Here is an 18,786-nt window from a genome sequence, read left to right on the forward strand (position 1 = left end):
GACGTCGTCCGGCCGCCTCCTGTCGTCCCACGCCGAGTACGCCGCCCGGTCCGGCGGACACGTCTTCGACCAGCCCGGCCTCACGGGAAAGCACGACGATCCGACCTTTAGCTCGTTCGAGGGGTGGCGAAACCGTTTTCCCGGGTGGGACGGCCGAGCAGCGTGGACGATCTCGGCCGAGGCGCCTCCCACCTCGGCCGAGGCGCCCTCCACAGATCCTGGAGGATTCATGCGACACCCTGTCCCCCGCGTCCGCGCACTGACCGTGGGGCTCGTGCTGGCGGCGGCCGTGCTCTCCCCCGCCGGCTCCGCCCACGCGGCGGCCGACCGGTACGAGTGGGCCGCGCTGGGCGACTCGTACACGGCCGGCGGTTTCGTCGGGGACCCGCAGCCCGCGCTCGGCGATCCGGCACGCGACGGCTGCGACCGGACCAGCGACGCCTACCCCGGCCTGGTCGAGCGGGAGTTGGCCGAGTTCCCGCCGGGCAAACCTGTCCACCTGACGAACGTCAGCTGCGGCAACGCCACCATCGCCCACATCGCCAAGGAGAGGCAGAAGCCGATCAGCCCGGTCGAGCCCCCGGCGGACGGCTGGCCCGAGGTGGCCCCGCAGATCGAGCGGGCGAACCTCGGCAGCGGGACCGACATCGTCACGATCGGCGTCGGCGGCAACAGCCTCCCCTTCGGGGGCATGCTCCTCAAGTGCCTCGAAGACGGCATCGCCGGCAAGTCCTGCCGCGAGCACTACACCAACCCCCCGGCGGGCGAGGAGAGCATCCAGGACAAGCTCGCCCGGGTCCAGGACGAGTACATCGAGATGCTGGCCCAGGTCCATCAGGCCGCGCCCGACGCGAAGGTGATCACGGTCGGCTACCCGGCGGTCCTGCCGGACGAGGGCAGCGAGTGCAACCGCCTCTCCCTCACCGAACTCGGCTCGATCACGCACGCCGACGTCGACTGGCTCCGCGACGACGTCCTCAAGCAGCTCAACAACACGATCCAGCGGGTCACGAACTTCTTCGGTGACCGCTACGTCGACGTCTACTCCTCCAGCGTGGGCCACGACGCCTGCCGCCCGGCCGGCACCAAGTGGGTCGAGGGAATCTGCGGCGACGCCCCGGACTACTGGCCGTCCAAGCTCGCCGGCACCCCGCTGAACTGCGGTCTGATCGGCAAGCGCGTCACGCTGGTCCACCCGAACGCGGCCGGGTACGCGAACACGGCGGCACATGTCGAGCGGGCGATCCGTATCGCGCTCCTGGATCGCTGACGGCCGTCACCTCACGCCCGGACGCCGTCGCGACGGTGTCCGGGCGTGCGGCCCGTCAGGAGCGGCTCACGCCGAAGGGGTCAGCGCCACCGGGAACGCCTGCTCCACCCGGTCCCGCTTGACGTACATGTCCCAGTACAGGTCGGCCAGTTCGGCCGGGTCGGCGACCGGGAAGTCCGTGTTCACGGGGAGGTCGGCGGCGTCGGCCATCTCGCTGCCGGTGATCATCGCGGCGATGGTGAGGGTCCCGGCGTACACGCCCTTCTCGGCGAGTTCCCCGTTGAGCGAGTACACGTAGTTGCGCGCGGCGGCCATCACCGGACCGAACCCGCTGAGCTGGGGCATCGGCTGGACGGCGCTGTAGCCGGTGGTCATGAGGAGAGCGCCGTCGCCGCGCTCGACCAGTTCGGGGAGGACCTCGTGGAAGACCTCCACCGGCGTCAGCAGGAGCAGCCGGGAGAGGCTCTCGACGGTGGCGGCGTCCAGGTCGGCGGCCGGGGTGAAGGAGGAGTCGTTGCCGATGGGCCCGTACTCGACGACGTCGATCCGCCCGAAGCGCTCACGGACCGCCGCGACCAGGGCGGGCACCCCGGCCGGGTCGGACAGGTCGGCGGGGAACGCGGCGGCCTCGACGCCCTCCTTCTCCAGCTCGGCGACCAGCGTGTCCAGCCGCTCCTTGCGCCGGGCGACGAGCGCGACCCGGAACCCCTCGCGGCCGAAGCGGCGGGCGAGGGCGACGCCGAGACCGGTACCGGCGCCGAAGACGGCGATGACTTTGGACATGGGTGGGCTCCTCGAAGAGTTATCTTGACCGCAGGGTCAACTTCCGAAGAGACCGTAACATCGAACTTGACCCCTAGGTCAACTTAATCGCCGCAGCGAGCGGCCCCGCTCCATAAATCTATGCATACAAAAAATTAGAGGCTAGGGTGACAGCCATGCACCCCCGCTCCACCCCGCCCCCGGCCTGCTGCGCACCCCGCGCCCCCGCCCCGGCCCGTCCGGGCGGAGCCGCTCCGACGCCGCCGGCCCCCGCCCGGCCCGCCTCGCCGGACGGGACGGTCCTCCTCCCCGGCGGCGAGTTCCTGATGGGGGCCGACGACGGCGAAGGGTTCCCGGCGGACGGCGAGGGTCCCGTGCGGCCGGTGCGGCTGAGCCCGTTCCGGATCGACGCGCACGCCGTCAGCAACGACCGCTTCGCGGAGTTCGCCGAGGCCACGGGGTACGTCACCGAGGCCCAACTCATCGGCTGGTCCTACGTGTTCGCCGGTTTCCTGGACGCCTCGCTGCGCCGCGGGGCGCCGAGACCGCCGCGTACCCCCTGGTGGTGCGGGGTGGACGGCGCCCGCTGGGACCGGCCCGAGGGACCGGGCAGCACACTCGCGGGACGCGGTGACCATCCGGTCGTCCATGTGTCGTGGAACGACGCGGCGGCGTACGCCAGTTGGGCGGGGAAGCGGCTGCCGACCGAGGCCGAGTGGGAGTACGCGGCGCGGGGCGGGCTGGAGCGGAAGCGGTATCCGTGGGGCGACGAACTCGACCCCGGCGGGGAGTACCGCTGCAACATCTGGCGGGGGACGTTCCCCACGGAGAACACCGCCGCCGACGGGTACCGGGGCACGGCCCCGGTGGACGCCTTCGCGCCCAACGGCTTCGGCCTGCACAACACGTCGGGCAACGTGTGGGAGTGGTGCGCCGACTGGTGGACGACCCGCCACCCGGCCCGGACCGTGACCGACCCCCGAGGCCCGCTGCTGGGGAACGACAAGGTGATCCGGGGCGGGTCCCACCTCTGCCACCGGTCCTACTGCGACCGCTACCGCGTCGCCGCCCGCACGGCCAGTACGCCCGACGGCGCCAGCGGCCACACCGGGTTCCGGTGCGCGCGGGACGCCTGACGAGCCGAACTCACCGAGGAGCCGCACCACATGAGAGCCATCATGGTCATGTTCGACAGCCTGAACCGGCACCTGCTCCCGCCGTACGGCTGCGACTGGACGCATGCCCCGAACTTCGCCCGCCTCGCCGGACGGACCGTCACCTTCGAGACGGCGTACGCCGGTTCGATGCCGTGCATGCCGGCCCGGCGTGAACTCCACACGGGACGGCACAACTTCCTGCACCGCAGCTGGGGTCCGCTGGAGCCGTTCGACGACTCGATGCCGGAGCTGCTGAAGAGGAACGGCGTCCACACGCACCTCACGAGCGACCACCCGCACTACTGGGAGGACGGCGGGGCGACCTACCACGGCCGGTACAGCACCTGGGAGTTCTTCCGGGGCCAGGAGGGCGACGCCTGGAAGGGACACGTGGCCGACCCGCCGATGCCCGAGGCTGACGTCAAGGAGCTGCGGGCGGAGGGGTACCGGCAGGACTGGGTGAACCGGATGTACATGCCGGACGAGCAACGCCACTGCCAGACCCTGACGTTCGACGCGGGCCTCGACTTCGTGCGCACGAACCTCGCCGAGGACCGCTGGTTCGTCCAGATCGAGACGTTCGACCCGCACGAGCCGTTCTTCTCCCACCAGCACTACAAGGACCTCTACCCGCACGCCTACGCCGGCCCGCACTTCGACTGGCCCGACTACCGGCAGGTCACGGAGACCAAGGAGCAGGTGGAGCACGCCCGTTACGAGTACGCGGCGCTGCTGTCGATGTGCGACCGCTCGCTCGGCCGGGTCCTGGACCTGATGGACGAGCACGACCTCTGGCAGGACACCCTCCTCGTCGTCAACACCGACCACGGCCTGCTGCTCGGCGAGAAGGAGTGGTGGGGCAAGTCCGTCCAGCCCTGGTACGACGAACTGGTGCACCTCCCGCTGTTCGTGTGGGACCCCCGCCACCCCGAGGCCCGGGGCGAGCGGCGCGAGGCGCTCGTGCAGACGATCGATCTCGCGCCGACGCTGCTGGAGTTCTTCGGCGTCGAGCGCCCGGCCGACATGCAGGGCGTCCCGCTGCCGGTCGCCGGGGAGCAACGGGTGCGCGAGGCGGGGCTGTTCGGGATTCACGGCGGCCACGTCAACGTCACCGACGGCCGGTACGTGTACATGCGGGCGCCCGCGAACGCCGACAACTCCCCGTTGTTCGAGCACACGTTGATGCCGACGCACATGAAGGGGCGGTTCACCCCCGAGGAACTCAGGGACGCCGAACTCGCCGAACCCTTCGCGTTCACCAAGGGTGTCCCCACCCTGCGCACCCCCGGCCGCACGTTCTTCAACCCGTACCGTTTCGGCACCCTGCTGTTCGACCTGGACGCCGACCCCGAGCAGCGCGCCCCGTTCGTGGACGACGAGGTCGAGCTGCGCATGGCGGAGTCCCTCGTCGCGCTGATGCGGGCGAACGACGCGCCGCCGAGTCAGTACGAGCGGCTGGGGCTGCCCGCCGAGGGGCCGGTGACCGAGGCCCACCTCCTGGTGCGGGCCCAGCGCGAGCAGGCGGAGCTGGCCGCCGAGCCGCTCCCCCGCCCCGAGGACTTCCCGTCGGGCCGCTTCTCGCTGCGCACGCCGATCACGGCACTGGTCGCCGATCCGAAGGCGGTGGAGGTGCTGCGCGTGCACGTCCCGAGCCTGGTGGACGCGGAGCTGCTCCAGGCGATCGGGGCGACGTCGCTGATCTCGCTGGCGGCGCTGTCGGCGGGCGGTTTCCCGACCGAGACGCTGCGGGTGCTGGCGGAGGAGCTGGCGGTGCTGTGAGCTGGACGGTTGCAGCGGGAACCACGTGAGGTTAAATTAAATCAAGCGCTTTATTTATAACAATGCGCCCACCCCCACCTCACGGAGCCCCCCATGCCCTTCGCCTTCGACCCCGAGTTCCTGAACGTCCTCACCGTCCGCCGGGCCTCCCTGGCCGACCAGCACTCCTCCGGGGGCCACTGGCAGGCCCTGCGGGAGGGCGACGCCAGTCTGGCGATGCTCGACGCGATGAAGCCGGAGCTGCCGTCGGTCACCCGTACCGATCTGCGCGCCGTCTCCTACGACGGCGCGGAGATCGAAGTCCGCTGGTACGAGCCGAAGAGCCACGATCCGACCGGTGCCGGGCCCGCCGTGGTCTATCTGCACGGCGGCGGCATGGTCTCCGGCGGCATCGGCCTCTTCGACCACCAGGTGGCCGGCTACGCGGCCGACTCCGGTGTGCCGTTCCTGTCGGTCGGCTACCGGCGTGCCCCGGAACACCCGCACCCGACCCCGGTCGAGGACGCCTACGCCGCCCTGGTGTGGCTGGCCGCGCACGCGGCGGAGCTGGGGGTCGACCCGGCGCGGATCGCGGTGATGGGCGAGAGCTCGGGCGGCGGACTCGCGGCCGGGGCGACGCTGCTGGCGAGAGAGCGCGGCCTGCCGGTGGCCCGGCAGATCCTCATCCAGGCGATGCTGGACGACCGCACGACCGACCCGGACCCGGCCCTCGTACCGTTCGCGGTCTGGACGTACGACGACAACCGCACCGGCTGGTACGCGCTGCTCGGCGAGCGGGCGGGCGGCCCCGACGTCCCCGAGTACGCCGCCCCGGCCCGCGCCGCCGACCTCTCCGGCCTGCCGCCCGCCTACATCGAGGTCGGCGAGCTGGACATCTTCCGGGACGAGAACCTCACGTACGCCCGCCGCCTCACCGCCGCCGGCACCTCCGTCGAACTCCACGTCCACCCGGGCTGCCCGCACGCCTTCGACCACCTCGCGCCGGACATCGACGTGTCGGCCCGCGCCCGCGACGACCGGCTGCGCACCCTGACCACCCTCTGAACCACCGCCCGACCCATCCCCCAGCGGAACAGGAGCACCATGACCGCCTCCACCATCCCCGACTACCCGATGCCCAGGGACCCCGCCTGTCCCTTCGCGCCCCCGCCCGCGTTACGCCGCTTACAGGCGGACCGCCCCCTGGCGAAGGTCCGCATCTGGGACGGCAGCACCCCTTGGCTCGTCTCCCGTTTCGACGACCAGCGCGCCCTCCTCGCCGACCCCCGGTGCAGCGTGGACCTGAGGCGCCCCGGGTTCCCGTACATGAACCCGGCGTTCAAGGAGTCGGCCGCCCGGGGCGCGCAGCCGTCGTTCCTCAACCTCGACGACCCCGAACACGCCCGAGTGCGGCGGATGCTGAGCGGCGCCTTCACGATCAGGCGCGTGGAGGCGCTGCGGCCCGCCGTGCGGCGGATGACGGACGGATTCGTCGACGCGATGCTCGCGGGCCCGCAACCCGCCGACCTGGTGCGGGCGCTGGCGCTGCCCCTGCCCTCGCTGGTGATCTGCGAACTGCTCGGAGTGCCGTACGAGGACCACGAGTTCTTCCAGCACCAGAGCGAGGTGGGCCTGCGGCACGACGTCGCGCCCGAGGTCGCGAACGCGGCGCGGCGGGCCCTGCTCGACTACGTCTCCGGTCAGCTCGACAGGAAGCTCGCCGACCCCGGGGACGATCTGCTCTCGGAGCTGGCCGCCCGGGTCCGCGCCGGTGACCTGACGCACCGCGAGGCCGCGACGATGGGCCTGCTGCTGCTCGGCGCCGGGCACGAGACGTCCGCGAACATGATCGCGCTGAGCGTCGTCGCGCTCCTCGAACACCCCGCCCAGCTCGCCCTCGTCCAGGCGGACCCGGCGCTCCTGCCCGGCGCGGTGGACGAACTCCTGCGCTATCTCACGATCATCCACCTCGGCAACCGCCGGATCGCCCTGGAGGACATCGAGGTCGGCGGCACGACGATCCGCGCGGGCGAGGGTATCGTCCTGCCGAGCGTGACCGCGAACTGGCAGGACGACGTGTTCCCCGAACCGGACCGCCTCGACCTCACCCGCGACGCCCGCCGCCATCAGGCGTTCGGCTTCGGCATCCACCAGTGCCTGGGCCAGCCCCTCGCCCGCCTCGAACTCCAGGTCGTCATCGGCACCCTGTTCCACCGCGTCCCGACCCTGCACCTGGCGACGGAACGCGAGAAGCTGCCGTTCAAGGAGGACGGTCTGGTGTACGGCCTCTACGAGCTGCCGGTGGCCTGGTAGCCGTCAGGCCGCGTGCCGGGCAGCTGCTTCGAGCAGGGCGTCGATCTCCTCCGTCGTCGTCGCGAAGGAGGTGACGAGGCGGACGACGCCCTGCCCCCAGCGGTCGTGGTAGAAGACGAAGCCGTCCGCGTGGAGTCCGTCGATGACCTGCTGCGGCAGGCGGGCGAAGAGGATGTTGGCGTCGGCGGCGCCGAGGAGTTCGACGCCGGGGATCGCCTTGAGGCCGTCCTGGAGGCGGGCGGCCATGGTGTTGGCGTGGGCGGCGTTGCGCAGCCAGAGGCCGTCGGTGAGGTAGGCGTCCAGCTGGGCGGCCTGGAAGCGCATCTTGGCGGTGAGCTGGCCGGCGCGCTTGTTGCGGAAGGCGAGCTGGGAGGTCAGGGAGCGGTCGAAGACGACGATCGCGTCGGCGGTCATCGTGCCGTTCTTGGTCGCGCCGAAGGAGAGCAGGTCGACGCCCGCGCGCCAGGTGAGGTCGGCGGGGGTGGCGCCGAGGGAGGCGACGGCTCCGGCGAAGCGGGCGCCGTCCATGTGCAGGCGCAGTCCGGCGTCCTTCGTGATCCGCCCCAGCTCGCGTATCTCGTCGGGCGTGTAGACGGCGCCCGTCTCGGTGGCCTGGGTGATGCTGACGACGGAGGGTTCGACGCTGTGCACGTCACCGGCCTTGTGGCGGACGGCCGTACGGAGTTCGGCGGGGTCGATCTTGGCGTCGGTGCCGCCGAGCGGGACGAGTTTGGCGCCGGCGGTGTAGAACTCGGGCGCCCCGCACTCGTCGTTGTTGATGTGGCTGTCGCGGTGGCACAGGACGCTGCCCCAGGGCGGGGTGAGGGTGGCGAGGCTCAGCGCGTTGGCGGCGGTGCCGGTGGAGACGAACAGGACGTCGACCTCGCACTCGAAGAGGTCGGCGAACCGGCGGCGTACGGCGGCGGAGTGGTCGTCGGCGCCGTACGGGAGGGCCTGGCCGGAGGCGGCTCGGGTGAGGGCCTCCAGGATCTCCGGGGAGGTGGCGGCGGTGTTGTCGCTGCTGAAGATCATGCGTGGGGCTCCTTGGCGGCGTCGATGAGGTGGCGCAGGGCCGTGCGGTAGACGGCGTGGTCGGTGAGGACGGGGAGGAGGTCGGCGAGGTGGCCGGTGAGGACCGGGAAGTCTTCGGGGTCGAGGGCGGCGAGGGCGCGGCGGGTGGTGGCGCGGGCGGCGGCGGGGTCGCGGTGGTCGACGAAGCCGGCGCTGCCGAGGGTGAGGAGGTACATGCCCCGGTAGACGGCCATGGCCTCGGCGGGGGTCATGCCGGCGGCGACGCTGTCGGCGAGCTGGGGTTCGGTGAGGCGGGCCAGGAGGTGGGGGCCGAGCCAGGGGCGGGTGCCGCGCAGGGCGAGCAGGCCGGGGTGGGCGACGAGGAGGTCGTACAGGGCGGTGAACCGGGTTTCGGTCACGGTCGCCCAGTCGCCGCTCGTCTCGGGGAGGCGGGCGGCGAGGTGGTCGAGGCAGAGGTCGAGGAGGCCGGCGAGGTCGGTGCAGCGGCGCTGGAGGGAGGCCAGCGAGATGTCGAGCCTGGCGGCCAGGGCCCGGAAGGTGAGCGCCTCGGGGCCGCCCTCGTCGACCAGGACGAGGGCGGTCTCGGCGATGCGGGCCGGGGTCGCGCGGTCGAGGGAGGGCGAGGTGCGGGGCATACGGGTCAGCGTACGGTACGCCGTATCGAACGTTCAAGCGGCGCCATCCGGCCATAAGTCCGCGCCTGCTTGAAAGGGGATCTCCCGGAGGCTACGTTTAAATCAACCCCTTTAAATCAGTCCATTGATTTAAAGATCCCCCACGTCTGGAGAGGTACGGATGCCCCAGGACGTCCCTGCCGTACGCCTGCCGCTGCCGGCCGGCGGCCCCCTCGACCCCCCGCCCGACCACCGGCGGCTGCGCGACCGGTGCCCGGTCGCCACCGCCGAACTGCCCAGCGGGGACACCGGCACCCTGCTGACCCGCTACGACCACGTCAGAGCGCTCCTGTCGGACACCCGCTTCTCGCGTCCGACCGCCGAGGACGACGCGGCCCGCATCGCCCCCGAGGGCGCGGGCGGCCCCTCGACGAACAGCGACATGGCGCTGCGTCTCCCGCAGCACGGCGAGGGTCATCTGCGCTGGCGGCGCCTCCTCGGCAAGTACTTCACCGCGAAGCGCATGACCTCCCTGCGCCCCGGGATGGTGACGACGGTCGAGGCGCTCGTCGACGCCATGACGAAGGAGGGCCGGGAGGCCGACCTCAAGGCCGCGCTCGGCTTCCCCTTCCCCGTGTACGTCATCTGCGACCTTCTCGGCGCCCCCGCCGGACACCGCGACCGCTTCTCGCACTGGTCCGACAGCTTCCTGAACGTCGACCGCTGGACGAAGGAGCAGACGGCCGCCGCGCACACCGAGTTCACCGGCTACATGACCGCCCTCGTCGCCGCCAAGCGCGCCGAACCCGGCGAGGACGTCATCAGCCTGCTGATCGAGGAGAGCCGGGCCGAGGGCGCGGGGCTCACCGACCCCGAACTCGTCGCCACCGCCATGGGGCTGCTGGTCGCCGGGCACGAGACGACCGCCAACATGATCGGCAAGATGGCCGCGCTGCTGCTGGCCGACCGCGCCCGGTGGGAGCGGCTCCTCGCCGAACCGGCGCTGATCCGGACGGCCGTGGAGGAGGTGCTGCGCACGGACGCCAACCTCGGGAACTACGGCGCCCGCCGCTTCCTCACCGAGGACTTCGAGGTCGGCGGCACGACCCTGCCGGGCGGCAGCACCGTCTTCTGTCTGCTGTCCGCCGCCAACCGCGACGAGCGGCACTTCACCGACGCCGACGCCGTCGACCTCGCCCGCAGCCCCAACACCCACCTCACGTTCGGCGCGGGCCCGCACTCCTGCCTCGGCCAGTCCCTGGCCCGCACCGAGCTCCAGGTCGTCCTGGAGGTCCTGCTGCGCAGGCTGCCGACCCTCGAACTCGCCGTTCCCGTCGAGGAGTTGCACACCATCGACGGACTGACCGTCGGCGGGCTGCGCGAAGTCCCCGTCCGCTGGTGACCCACCACCCCCACGCAAGGAGCGACCCCATGAACATCGCCATCGACGAGGACAAGTGCTGCGGCGCCGGAAGCTGCGTCCTGGCCGCCCCCGACGTCTTCGACCAGCGCGACGAGGACGGCATCGTCGTCCTCCTCGACGCGCAGCCGGCCGAGGACCAGCACACGGCGGTCCGTGACGCGGCGGCCGTCTGCCCGGCGGCGGCGATCACGATCGACTAGCCCCGGCCGCCCGCTCCCGGCCGGGGCCTGTCGGCGGGTTCCGGCCGGGATTCCCCGTCCGCCCAGCCCTGCGGTGTGCGGACGCCGTGCAGGAACAGGTCGAGGAACTCCTCGCGGACGCCCGCCACGCTCACCCCGCGCTGCCGGGAGATGTGGGAGCTGAAGTTGGTCATCGCGGAGGCGAAGGACTCGGCGGCGACCGAGCGGTCGAGTTCGGGGCGGACCTCGCCGCGCCGCTGGGCGTCGTACAGGACGTCCTCGATGACCGCGAGCGGCTGGTCGACGCAGTCGCGCAGGAAGGGCGCGTACAGCTCGGGGAAGTCGGGGAACTCGAAGGAGCAGCGGAACACGATGAGCCACTGGGGGCTCTCCAGGGTCTCGGCGATCGTGGCGTACAGGCTCCGCAGGTCCTGTTCGAGGCTGCCGGTGCGGGGCGGCTGGATGCGGCCGGAGAACGTGTTGAGGGCGGCGAGGATCAGCCCGTCGCGTTCCGGCCAGCGGGAGTAGAGCGTGCGCTTGGCGACCTTCGCGCGGGAGGCTACCGAGTTGGTGCGGAAGCCCGCGACACCGGTCACGGCGAGTTCGTCCACGGCGGCCTGGAGGATGCGCGCGTCGGCACCGGGGTCGCGGGGACGGCCCGGTCGCGCGGCGGGTGGTGACGTGGCGGCCATGGTGCGTCCTCTCCGGCTCGGTGCGGTTCCAGTCTTACAGGTGCGATGTTTCACCACCGAAACGGTTTCGTATTCATCTACTTCCGCGATAGCGTGGAGGCCGGGACACCAAGTGAGGGGACGGTGGCCATGACCGGACACCCGACGACCGCACCGCCACGCGCGCGCCGCAGCCGGATCGGCCCGGAACGCGAGGCCGAGCTGTACGCCGCCGTCATGGACCTGCTGCGCGAGGTGGGGTACGACGCGCTGACGATGGAGGCGGTCGCCACCCGCACCCGGTGCAGCAAGGCGACCCTCTACCGGCAGTGGGCGGGCAAGCCGGAGCTGGTCGCGACGGCCCTGCGGCACCAGAAGCCGGTCACCCTCGACCGCATCGACACCGGCTCCCTGCGCGGCGACTTCAACTGCCTGGTCGACCAGCTCGACGACCACCGGATGGCCGAGGACACGGCCCTGCTCCGGGGTCTCGCGCACGCCGTGCACACCCACCCCGACCTCCTCGACGCCCTGCGCCGCCTGCTGGTCGACCCCGAGCTGACCGGCCTCGGCGCGCTCCTCGCCCGAGCGGTCGAGCGCGGCGAGGTCCACCCGGACACCCCGGCCCTCGCCTTCGTCTCCCACCTCATGCTGGGCGCCCTCATCACCCACCCGCTCATCGAGGGCACCCCGGCCGACGCCGCCTTCCTGCGCCGGTACATCGACTCGGCGCTGCTGCCCGCGCTGGGGGTCTGAGCCGATGACTTTCGCCCGCCCGGGGAGTCGTACAGGCTGAGACCACCCGAGCGGAAGGCCGGCGATGAGGACTCCGTACGACACGCTGCACCGGTACGTCGACGAGGGGCGGGTGCCCGGAGCCGTCGGGCTCGTGGCCCGTGGGGACGACGTCGAGGTGGTGAGCGCGGGCTCGGTGGACGTCGAGGGGTCGGCGCCGATGGCACGGGAGACGATCTTCCGGCTCGCGTCCGTCACCAAGCCGGTCACGGCGGCGGCGGTCATGCTGCTGGTGGACGAGGGGCGGCTCGCGCTCGACGCGCCGGTCGAGGAGTGGCTGCCGGAGCTGGCGAAGCCGAACGTGGTGCGCACGCCCTCGTCACCGGTCGACGACGTCGTCCCGGCGGACCGTCCCGTCACGGTCGAGGACCTGCTCAGTTTCCGCACCGGCTGGGGGCTGCCCGCCGACTTCTCGCTGCCGGCGGCTCAGGCGCTGCTCTCGGTGCAGCTGGACGGCGGGCCCCGGCAGGAGTGGCCCGGCCCCGACACCTGGCTCGGACTCCTGGCGCGGGTCCCGATGCTGCGCCGGCCGGGTGACGCCTGGCTGTACACGACCTCCTCCGACCTCCAGGGCGTCCTGGTGGCGCGGGCGTCGGGGCGGCCGTTCCCCGAGTTCCTCGCGGAGCGGATCTTCGAGCCGCTGGGCATGCGGGACACCGCGTTCGAGGTCCCCGAGGCGAAACGGGACCGGTTCGCCTCGGCGTACCTGCCGGGCGCGGACGGCACCCTGACCCTGTCGTCGGCCCCCGACGACCCCCAGTGGAGCCGCGTCCCGGCCTTCCCCTCCGGCGGCGGGGGCCTCGTCTCCACCGCCGACGACCTGCTGGCCTTCGGCCGCATGCTGCTCGCAGGCGGCGAGGCGGACGGCCGGCCCCTCCTGACCCCCGCCTCGGTCCGCCGCATGACGACGAACCACCTCACGGCCACCCAGCGCGCGCAGGCGGCCCTCTTCCTGGCGGGCCAGGGCTGGGGGTACGGCGGCCAGGTCGACCTCACCCCCACCGACCCCTGGAACGTCCCCGGCCGCTACGGCTGGTGCGGCGGCACCGGCACAGCGGCCCACGTCGTCCCCGCCTCGGGAACCGTCACGGTCCTGCTGACCCAGGTCGCGCTGACGGGTCCGACACCCACGCCGCTGATGCGGGACTTCTGGCGGAGTGCGGCGTCGTAGAGGGGAGGGGCCTCGGCGGCGCCGGGCGCCAAGGGCTCAGGGCGACGACGGCCGCCGCAGCCGTTCGCTCTCCCCCACCGGGGTACAGCGGCCGACGGCGACGGCCCTTGCCCCTCGTCCCGACCGGGATGAGGCGGCCGACCCCCGCAGCCGTCACCGAGGTCGCCTGCCTACCCGCCCGCTCAGCCGATCTGCTTCAGCAGCTCCACCGCCAGCGGCCCCGAGGACGCCGGGTTCTGGCCGGTGACGACGTTACGGTCGGTCACGGTGTGCGGGGCCCACGGAGTGCGCGCGTCGACGGTCAGGCCGGCCTCGGTGAGGCGGTCCTGAAGGAGCCACTTGGCCTTGTCGGCGAAGCCGTTGATGCGCTCCTCCTCGTTGGTGAAGGCCGCGACGCGGTAACCGGCGAAGGCGTTGGTGCCGTCGTCCTTGACCGCCGCGAGGAGAGCGGCCGGACCGTGGCAGACGACGCCGACCGGCATGCCGGACCCGACCGCGCGGGTGAGGAGCGCGCCGGAGTCGGTGTCGACCGCGAGGTCCTCCATCGGACCGTGCCCGCCGGGGACGTACACCGCGTCGTAGTCCTCCAGGCGGACGTCGGTGAGGGCGATGGGCTCGCGCAGCTCGGTGGCCTTCTCCAGGGCCGCCTTGATCTCGTCGCTGTCGAGGCTGACCTTGTCGACAGGTGAGACGGCGCCGCCGGGGGTCGCGACGGTGACCTCGTGGCCGGCGGCCTTGAACGTCTCGTAGGGGACGACCGCTTCCTCGGCCCAGAAGCCGGTGGGGTGGGTCGTGCCGTCGGCCAGGGTCCAGTGGTCGGCGGCGGTCATCAGGAACAGGATCTTCGCCATGTCGTACTCCTCGGCGTGGGGGATGTACCGACGAGAGTAGTTGCAATCACCACCGATTCACCAACGCGGCCGGTCACGAGGGTGATTTCACGTCACCCCCGCGCGTTGCGGCACATGTCCTCGGTCAGCGGGCGCCCGGTGGGCCAGGCGATCGCCTGGAACGCCAGGGTGCCCTTGCCGGTCCGCCCGGCCGGCGGCGGGACGAGCCGGACGACGGCCACCGCCTTGTCGTACGGTGTGCCGTCGCTCCTGAGGCAGATCCAGCCGCTCGCCCCCTCCACCTTGGACTGTCCGCGCAGCCTGCGCCACGTCTCCTTGATGTCGGCGAGCGCCGGGACCGTGCCCTTCTCGTCGACCCGGTCGGCGATACCGGTGACGGCGGTGGTGGCCGCGTCGAACATGGTGATGGTGCGGCCGTCGGTGAGGTCGACGGCGCCGATGCCGGGCTGCCGCGCGATGACGCTGGTGAGTTTCGCGAGGTCGTCGGGGGAGCCGCCGGTCACGGGGCGGCCCTTGGTGGTCGCCTTCCAGGCGTCCGGATGGGTGATGGTCGCGTACTCGACGGTCAGGCCCGCGCCCCGGGTGAACGCGCCCCAGTCGAGCTTCGGGTCGAGCGTGATCGTCGAGGCTCCGGAGACGGTGACGACGCGGATGGGCCGCTCCATGCAGCCCCGGTCGCCGAGCGCCTTGATGAGGTTGGCGAGGGCGGGCGGGCGGCCCGCGAAGTAGACGGTGGTGGCCCGGGAGTCGCAGACGTTGCCGACCATCTGCCGGAAGTCCCGGTAGAGGACCTTCTCCGCGTCGTACGTCTCGGGGCCGCCGGCCGCGCCCTTCGTGACCTCCTGGAAGGCGTCGCGCAGGGACTGGGAGTAGAGGTCGTCGCTGTTCTCGTCCTGGACGAGGAACGTCTTGGACTGGTCGCCGCCCAGGTAGTGGCTGAGGGCCTGCGCCTGGTCGCGGTTGGAGGGGACGACCTTGACGAGACCGGGGTAGTCGCGGTCGGCGTCGTCGTTCGCGAGGGTGGTCGCGGTGATCGGCCCGCCCACCACGGGAATGCCCTTGTCCTTGGTCAAGTAGCCGATGGTGTCGGCGTTCTGACGGACGCTCAGGTTGAATCCGAAGACCACCCTCAGCCGGTCGTCGGTTCGGGTCAGCTCCCCCAGCCAGTCCGCGACCTGCCTGCCGTGGTCCATCGCCCGCCCCGGGTTGGCGAGGACGAGCCGGACGCCGATGTCGGAGTCGTCGACCTTGTTCGCCCGGTACTGCGCGAGATAGGCGCCCTGCACCTCGCGCAGGATCTGCTCCCGGTCGGCCCTGCTGTCGGCGGCCGGGGTCATGGGGATCATCAACGCGACGGTGGCGTACGGTTTCTGACTTCCCGTCACTTCGTCGTTGAGGTTCTTGATCGCCTTCGACACCTTGGCCAGCTCGGCGATGTAGACGTGGCCGCCGTCGCTGACGCCGACGCACTCCCCGCCCTCCTTCACGAGCCGTTCGTTGCCGCTCTGGCAGTAGTCGGGCAGCCCGGCGGCCCACACGACCGCCGTCACCGCGCCCGCCCCGAGCAGCACGCAGACGACGAGGAGCGTGTTGCGGACGGCGGGCACGAAGTCGGTGCGCCACAGCAGCCACCACACGCAGGCGGCGAGGGCGAGGAGCAGGAGGAGCGGCACGGCGATCAGTACCCACGCCGGCCAGAACTCGGGTGCCACGTCAGTGTTCCCTTCTGGCGATGGGGAGTTCGGGGACCCGCCGCCCCTGGGCGAGCAGGACGGGCCAGCGGCGGGCGGCGTCGGCGGTCGCGAGGTCCTGGTCCTCGTAGGCGACGTCGAACCCGCTGAGCAGCAGGCGCAGCCGGTTGTCGGGGCTCTCGGGGTCGTCGGTGTAGAGGGAGGAGAGCGTGGAGACGCCCCACAGCAGGTCGAGGAGGCGGCCGATCGCGCGGTGCCGGTCGTCGGGGTGCGGACCCGGGCAGGCGGGGCACAGGGCGGCCGGTTCGGGGTGCTGTGCGGAGTAGCCGTCCGGGGGGTGGGGGGCCGCGCAGACGGTCTGGACGGCGGCGAGCCAGCCCCGGCGGCCGGTCGACGCGAACGCGGTGTGCAGGCCCGCGACGGCCTCCTCGCGGCGGCCGAGGGCGAGGGTGTGGTGCAGGTGGGGGGCGCTGCCGGGGGTGTGCCGGTCGCGGGCGGCGGTGTGCAGGGCGGTCCAGTGGCCGGGGGTGGTGCGGGTGCGCAGGTGGTGCAGGAGGAGTTCGCGCAGGGTGCGGTCGGCGATCGCGGGGGCCGGGTCGGGGGCGGCGGGCCAGGTGGCGCGGTACCAGTGCTCCGCCTTGAGGAGGTCGCGGACGCGGTGGTACTGGTCGGGGTCGGCCGCCTCGGTGGTGGGGACGTCCTGCGGGCGCAGGGCGACGGCCCACGGCAGGAGGGGGCCGACGAGGTCGCGGTCGGGGACGAGGTAGCGCAGGAGGGCGTCGGTGACCGTGTCGTCCCGGTCGGCGCCGGCCGCCGGCAGGCTCAGCAGGGCGGTGCCGAGATCCTGGGGCGCGGCCCGCAGCAGGGTGGCGCGCCGCCCTCCGCGCAGGTTCTCGCGGGCGGCCTCGATCAGGGGGCGTGCGCAGCCCGCGCGGCCGGCGCTGATCTGCTCGACGAGGTTGGGCAGGCCGCGCGGGCAGGGGGTGCCGAGGGCGCCGGCGATGCTGTCGGCGCGCAGGGCGGGGGCTTCGAGCCAGACCTGCCAGGCTTCGGGGGCGTGGCTGCGCGGGCTCTGCCAGGTGAGGGTGTCGAACTGGGGGACGCGCAGCGGGTGGCGGTGGCCGGGGCCGGCAGGCCGGGGGCGGGCGTCGAGCGCGGTGGCGACGACGACCGGGCGGACGACCTGGGCGCCCCGGGCGTTGTCGGGGCCGCCGGCCTTCGCGTAGGCGGTCAGCAGGAGGTCGAGGAGGCGCCGGCCGGTGGGGGTGTGGGTGTTGTCGAGGAGGATCAGCGGGAGGGGGCGGATGCGCCAGTGTCTTCGGTGGTGGTGGGCGTCGATGTCGGCGAGGAACGCGGCGGTGAGGTGCTCCTCCAGGCTCTGCCGGGCCTGTGCGGGGACCTGGAGGCGCAGGCTGAGGAAGACCCAGTCGAGGAGTTTTCTGATGCCGGAGCCCGGCAGGCCCCGCAGCTCCTCGTCCCACCATCGCAGCGCGGCCTGGTCGAGTTTGGAGCCGCCCCGCTCCCCCGCCTGCCGGATGATCCGCTGGAGCAGCTCCTCGACCGGGCCGAGTCCCGGCGCGAACGCCGTCACGAGGGGGATCGCCGCCGACACCCAGGCGGCCAGCGTGTCCCACAGCGGGCGTTCGCCGGCCGGGAGCGCCTCCTCCAGTGCGCGCAGCCGGTGTTCGAGGCGCTGGAGGTCGGCGAGGGCGGGGCCGTCGGTGTGGTCGGCGCTCTCCGTGTCGAGGGGTTCGTAGAGGGTCGTCGCCGCCATCAGGCCGTAGGTGAAGCGGGGGAACTCGATGCGGCCGGACTTCGGGACGTCGACGTTGAGTTCGCGCACCAGCCAGCCGAGGGCGGCGAGGGGGCGGGAGGTGAGGGGGCTGGCCTGGTCGGGGGGCGGGGCGATGCCGACGGGCTGGGCGCCGGGCATGGGCCACTTCGCGACGTGCAGGCGGCCGACGTAGGCGTCGTGGAGCTGCTCGCACAGGGCCGTCCTGCCGGTGCCGCGTCCGCCGTGGACGGTGACGACGGGGGCGCCGTGCGGGTGGCCGGGCGCGGTGGCCGTGCCGCGCGGGCCGAGGCCCACGGCGGTGGGTACGAAGACGTCGACGAGTTGCTCATAGCCGTGCAGTGCACGTTGCGCCATCCATGCCCCCGTGAGAGATGTGCGCCGTGTTGTGCCCGTGAGAACACGTCAATTCTCTCCCAATACCGGGATGTTGACGCTCTGTTTGCTTGACTTGACGGTGTCGGATTCATATCGGATTCATGCCTGTGAGGAGAATCGTGACCCGTCTCACGGAGTCGATCGAGTCGATGGAGCAACTCGCCGCCGGGTGGCGGACGTTGGTGCTCGACCGGAGTCCGGACGCCGACGTGCGTGATCTGCCGGGGGTCGCCGTGCGCTGGGCGGAGAGCCGCTTCCTGTTCTGGAACTGCGTGACGCTCACCGAGACCGGAACGGACCCGGCGCTGCTCGCGCGGCGGCTGGGCGAGGCGGCGGACGTGATGCGGGCGAAGAAGCGGGCCGGGTTCCTGTGGGTCTTCGAGGATCTCCTGGCCGACGACGCCCGCGCCGCCCTCGCCCCGGCCGCCGCCCGCGCGGGCCTCGTCCACGCCTTCCCCGGCACCGGCATGGCCGGCGACCTGCTGCCGCTCCCCGAGCCCTCCCACCCCGAGCTGACCTTCGTCCGCGTCCGGGACGAGGAGCAGCTCACGGCGTACGCGGACCTCAACTCCCGGGCGTACGGCTTCGATCCGGCGGACGGGCGGGACGGGCTGGCCGGGTCCGCCCTGTGGAAGACCGGCGTCCACGCCTATCTGGGGCTGCGGGACGGTGTCCCGGTGACGTGCGCGGCGGTCGTCGAGACGGACGGCCGGCTGTTCGTCGTCCTCGTCGCGACCGACCCCGCCCGGGAGCGGCGGGGTTACGGGGAGGCGGTGACGCGGAAGGCGCTGTACGAGGCCGGGCGGGCGACGGGGCTGACCCGGGCCACCCTGCACGCGACGGCGGCCGGGGCGCCGGTGTATCCGAGGATCGGGTTCCGGGCGAACTCGGCGATGTCGTTCTGGGCGCTGGCGGACCGGGGCTGAGCC

Annotated in this window: 17 protein-coding genes; 10 read left to right on the top strand and 7 right to left on the bottom strand. The window is 72.5% G+C overall.

Translation table 11 applies throughout. The features are described from left to right. The first annotated feature begins 229 nt into the window (after nucleotides 1–229). Nucleotides 230–1,270 (top strand): SGNH/GDSL hydrolase family protein, encoded by a 1,041-nt coding sequence (locus ABZX85_RS20900; protein ID WP_355870455.1) that lies wholly within the window; start codon nucleotides 230–232, stop codon nucleotides 1,268–1,270. Nucleotides 1,271–1,336: 66 nt separating this feature from the next. Here the strand turns inward: ABZX85_RS20900 and ABZX85_RS20905 are convergent, their stop codons facing one another. After that, nucleotides 1,337–2,053: an SDR family NAD(P)-dependent oxidoreductase gene (locus ABZX85_RS20905; protein ID WP_355870457.1), complete on the bottom strand. Its 717-nt coding sequence runs from the start codon at nucleotides 2,051–2,053 to the stop codon at nucleotides 1,337–1,339. A 155-nt stretch (nucleotides 2,054–2,208) separates the two neighbouring features. Between ABZX85_RS20905 and ABZX85_RS20910 the strand changes: the two genes are divergently transcribed. From ABZX85_RS20910 to ABZX85_RS20925, 4 genes are all read left to right on the top strand, one after another. Then, entirely contained in the window at nucleotides 2,209–3,168 is a 960-nt protein-coding gene (locus ABZX85_RS20910) for a formylglycine-generating enzyme family protein (RefSeq protein ID WP_355870460.1), read from the top strand. 30 nt (nucleotides 3,169–3,198) lie between these two features. Next, nucleotides 3,199–4,968 carry a sulfatase gene (locus ABZX85_RS20915; RefSeq protein WP_355870462.1) on the top strand — a complete coding sequence of 590 codons (1,770 nt, stop codon included), beginning with the start codon at nucleotides 3,199–3,201 and terminating at the stop codon, nucleotides 4,966–4,968. A gap of 93 nt (nucleotides 4,969–5,061) precedes the next feature. Next, nucleotides 5,062–6,012, top strand: coding sequence for an alpha/beta hydrolase (locus ABZX85_RS20920; RefSeq protein WP_355870464.1), 951 nt, complete (start codon nucleotides 5,062–5,064; stop codon nucleotides 6,010–6,012). A 39-nt stretch (nucleotides 6,013–6,051) separates the two neighbouring features. Beyond that, entirely contained in the window at nucleotides 6,052–7,260 is a 1,209-nt protein-coding gene (locus tag ABZX85_RS20925; protein WP_355870467.1) for a cytochrome P450, read from the top strand. 3 nt (nucleotides 7,261–7,263) lie between these two features. Here ABZX85_RS20925 and ABZX85_RS20930 read toward each other — a convergent pair whose 3' ends face one another. Together ABZX85_RS20930 and ABZX85_RS20935 are read right to left on the bottom strand one after the other, a co-directional pair. After that, on the bottom strand, nucleotides 7,264–8,292 hold the full coding sequence (locus ABZX85_RS20930) for a low specificity L-threonine aldolase (RefSeq protein WP_355870469.1): 1,029 nt from the start codon (nucleotides 8,290–8,292) through the stop codon (nucleotides 7,264–7,266). Continuing rightward, nucleotides 8,289–8,927 (bottom strand): TetR/AcrR family transcriptional regulator, encoded by a 639-nt coding sequence (locus ABZX85_RS20935; protein ID WP_355870472.1) that lies wholly within the window; start codon nucleotides 8,925–8,927, stop codon nucleotides 8,289–8,291. Before ABZX85_RS20935 ends, ABZX85_RS20930 begins: the two co-directional genes overlap by 4 nt. A 160-nt stretch (nucleotides 8,928–9,087) precedes the next feature. On the opposite strand from ABZX85_RS20935, the gene ABZX85_RS20940 reads away from it, so the two are divergent. Together ABZX85_RS20940 and ABZX85_RS20945 are read left to right on the top strand one after the other, a co-directional pair. Then, the gene (locus ABZX85_RS20940; RefSeq protein ID WP_355870474.1) at nucleotides 9,088–10,308 is read left to right on the top strand and encodes a cytochrome P450; all 1,221 of its coding nucleotides are present in this window, start codon (nucleotides 9,088–9,090) and stop codon (nucleotides 10,306–10,308) included. Between the two features lie 29 nt (nucleotides 10,309–10,337). Next, complete coding sequence (locus ABZX85_RS20945) at nucleotides 10,338–10,529, top strand: ferredoxin (protein WP_355870477.1); 192 nt, start codon at nucleotides 10,338–10,340, stop codon at nucleotides 10,527–10,529. Here the strand turns inward: ABZX85_RS20945 and ABZX85_RS20950 are convergent. Further along, nucleotides 10,526–11,200 carry a TetR/AcrR family transcriptional regulator gene (locus ABZX85_RS20950; protein ID WP_355870480.1) on the bottom strand — a complete coding sequence of 225 codons (675 nt, stop codon included), beginning with the start codon at nucleotides 11,198–11,200 and terminating at the stop codon, nucleotides 10,526–10,528. The two genes, ABZX85_RS20945 and ABZX85_RS20950, sit on opposite strands and share 4 nt — an antisense overlap. 129 nt (nucleotides 11,201–11,329) lie before the next feature. On the opposite strand from ABZX85_RS20950, the gene ABZX85_RS20955 reads away from it, so the two are divergent. Both ABZX85_RS20955 and ABZX85_RS20960 read left to right on the top strand, forming a co-directional pair. Continuing rightward, nucleotides 11,330–11,935, top strand: coding sequence for a TetR/AcrR family transcriptional regulator (locus ABZX85_RS20955; protein WP_355870483.1), 606 nt, complete (start codon nucleotides 11,330–11,332; stop codon nucleotides 11,933–11,935). A gap of 64 nt (nucleotides 11,936–11,999) precedes the next feature. After that, a complete protein-coding gene (locus ABZX85_RS20960) occupies nucleotides 12,000–13,145 on the top strand; it encodes a serine hydrolase domain-containing protein (protein WP_355870486.1) in 1,146 nt (381 codons plus the stop codon). A 182-nt stretch (nucleotides 13,146–13,327) separates the two neighbouring features. On the opposite strand, the gene ABZX85_RS20965 is transcribed toward ABZX85_RS20960, so the two are convergent. From ABZX85_RS20965 to ABZX85_RS20975, 3 genes are all read right to left on the bottom strand, one after another. Then, complete coding sequence (locus tag ABZX85_RS20965) at nucleotides 13,328–13,996, bottom strand: type 1 glutamine amidotransferase domain-containing protein (protein WP_355870489.1); 669 nt, start codon at nucleotides 13,994–13,996, stop codon at nucleotides 13,328–13,330. 92 nt (nucleotides 13,997–14,088) lie between these two features. Beyond that, a complete protein-coding gene (locus tag ABZX85_RS20970; RefSeq protein ID WP_355870492.1) occupies nucleotides 14,089–15,708 on the bottom strand; it encodes an ABC transporter substrate-binding protein in 1,620 nt (539 codons plus the stop codon). Nucleotide 15,709: 1 nt separating this feature from the next. Next, nucleotides 15,710–17,836 (bottom strand): hypothetical protein, encoded by a 2,127-nt coding sequence (locus ABZX85_RS20975; protein WP_355870495.1) that lies wholly within the window; start codon nucleotides 17,834–17,836, stop codon nucleotides 15,710–15,712. Nucleotides 17,837–17,976: 140 nt separating this feature from the next. Between ABZX85_RS20975 and ABZX85_RS20980 the strand changes: the two genes are divergently transcribed. Then, nucleotides 17,977–18,783: a GNAT family N-acetyltransferase gene (locus ABZX85_RS20980; protein ID WP_355870498.1), complete on the top strand. Its 807-nt coding sequence runs from the start codon at nucleotides 17,977–17,979 to the stop codon at nucleotides 18,781–18,783. Nucleotides 18,784–18,786 lie beyond the last annotated feature (3 nt).

Origin of the sequence: Streptomyces sp. NPDC004539 (assembly GCF_040610055.1) — a bacterium.
Lineage (GTDB): Bacteria > Actinomycetota > Actinomycetes > Streptomycetales > Streptomycetaceae > Streptomyces.

Bases quoted from the DNA above. Each gene is read 5' to 3' on its own strand.
- ABZX85_RS20900 (WP_355870455.1), top strand. From the start codon at position 230: ATGCGACACCCTGTCCCCCGCGTCCGCGCACTGACCGTGGGGCTCGTG.
- ABZX85_RS20905 (WP_355870457.1), bottom strand. From the start codon at position 2,053: ATGTCCAAAGTCATCGCCGTCTTCGGCGCCGGTACCGGTCTCGGCGTC.
- ABZX85_RS20910 (WP_355870460.1), top strand. From the start codon at position 2,209: ATGCACCCCCGCTCCACCCCGCCCCCGGCCTGCTGCGCACCCCGCGCC.
- ABZX85_RS20915 (WP_355870462.1), top strand. From the start codon at position 3,199: ATGAGAGCCATCATGGTCATGTTCGACAGCCTGAACCGGCACCTGCTC.
- ABZX85_RS20920 (WP_355870464.1), top strand. From the start codon at position 5,062: ATGCCCTTCGCCTTCGACCCCGAGTTCCTGAACGTCCTCACCGTCCGC.
- ABZX85_RS20925 (WP_355870467.1), top strand. From the start codon at position 6,052: ATGACCGCCTCCACCATCCCCGACTACCCGATGCCCAGGGACCCCGCC.
- ABZX85_RS20930 (WP_355870469.1), bottom strand. From the start codon at position 8,292: ATGATCTTCAGCAGCGACAACACCGCCGCCACCTCCCCGGAGATCCTG.
- ABZX85_RS20935 (WP_355870472.1), bottom strand. From the start codon at position 8,927: ATGCCCCGCACCTCGCCCTCCCTCGACCGCGCGACCCCGGCCCGCATC.
- ABZX85_RS20940 (WP_355870474.1), top strand. From the start codon at position 9,088: ATGCCCCAGGACGTCCCTGCCGTACGCCTGCCGCTGCCGGCCGGCGGC.
- ABZX85_RS20945 (WP_355870477.1), top strand. From the start codon at position 10,338: ATGAACATCGCCATCGACGAGGACAAGTGCTGCGGCGCCGGAAGCTGC.
- ABZX85_RS20950 (WP_355870480.1), bottom strand. From the start codon at position 11,200: ATGGCCGCCACGTCACCACCCGCCGCGCGACCGGGCCGTCCCCGCGAC.
- ABZX85_RS20955 (WP_355870483.1), top strand. From the start codon at position 11,330: ATGACCGGACACCCGACGACCGCACCGCCACGCGCGCGCCGCAGCCGG.
- ABZX85_RS20960 (WP_355870486.1), top strand. From the start codon at position 12,000: ATGAGGACTCCGTACGACACGCTGCACCGGTACGTCGACGAGGGGCGG.
- ABZX85_RS20965 (WP_355870489.1), bottom strand. From the start codon at position 13,996: ATGGCGAAGATCCTGTTCCTGATGACCGCCGCCGACCACTGGACCCTG.
- ABZX85_RS20975 (WP_355870495.1), bottom strand. From the start codon at position 17,836: ATGGCGCAACGTGCACTGCACGGCTATGAGCAACTCGTCGACGTCTTC.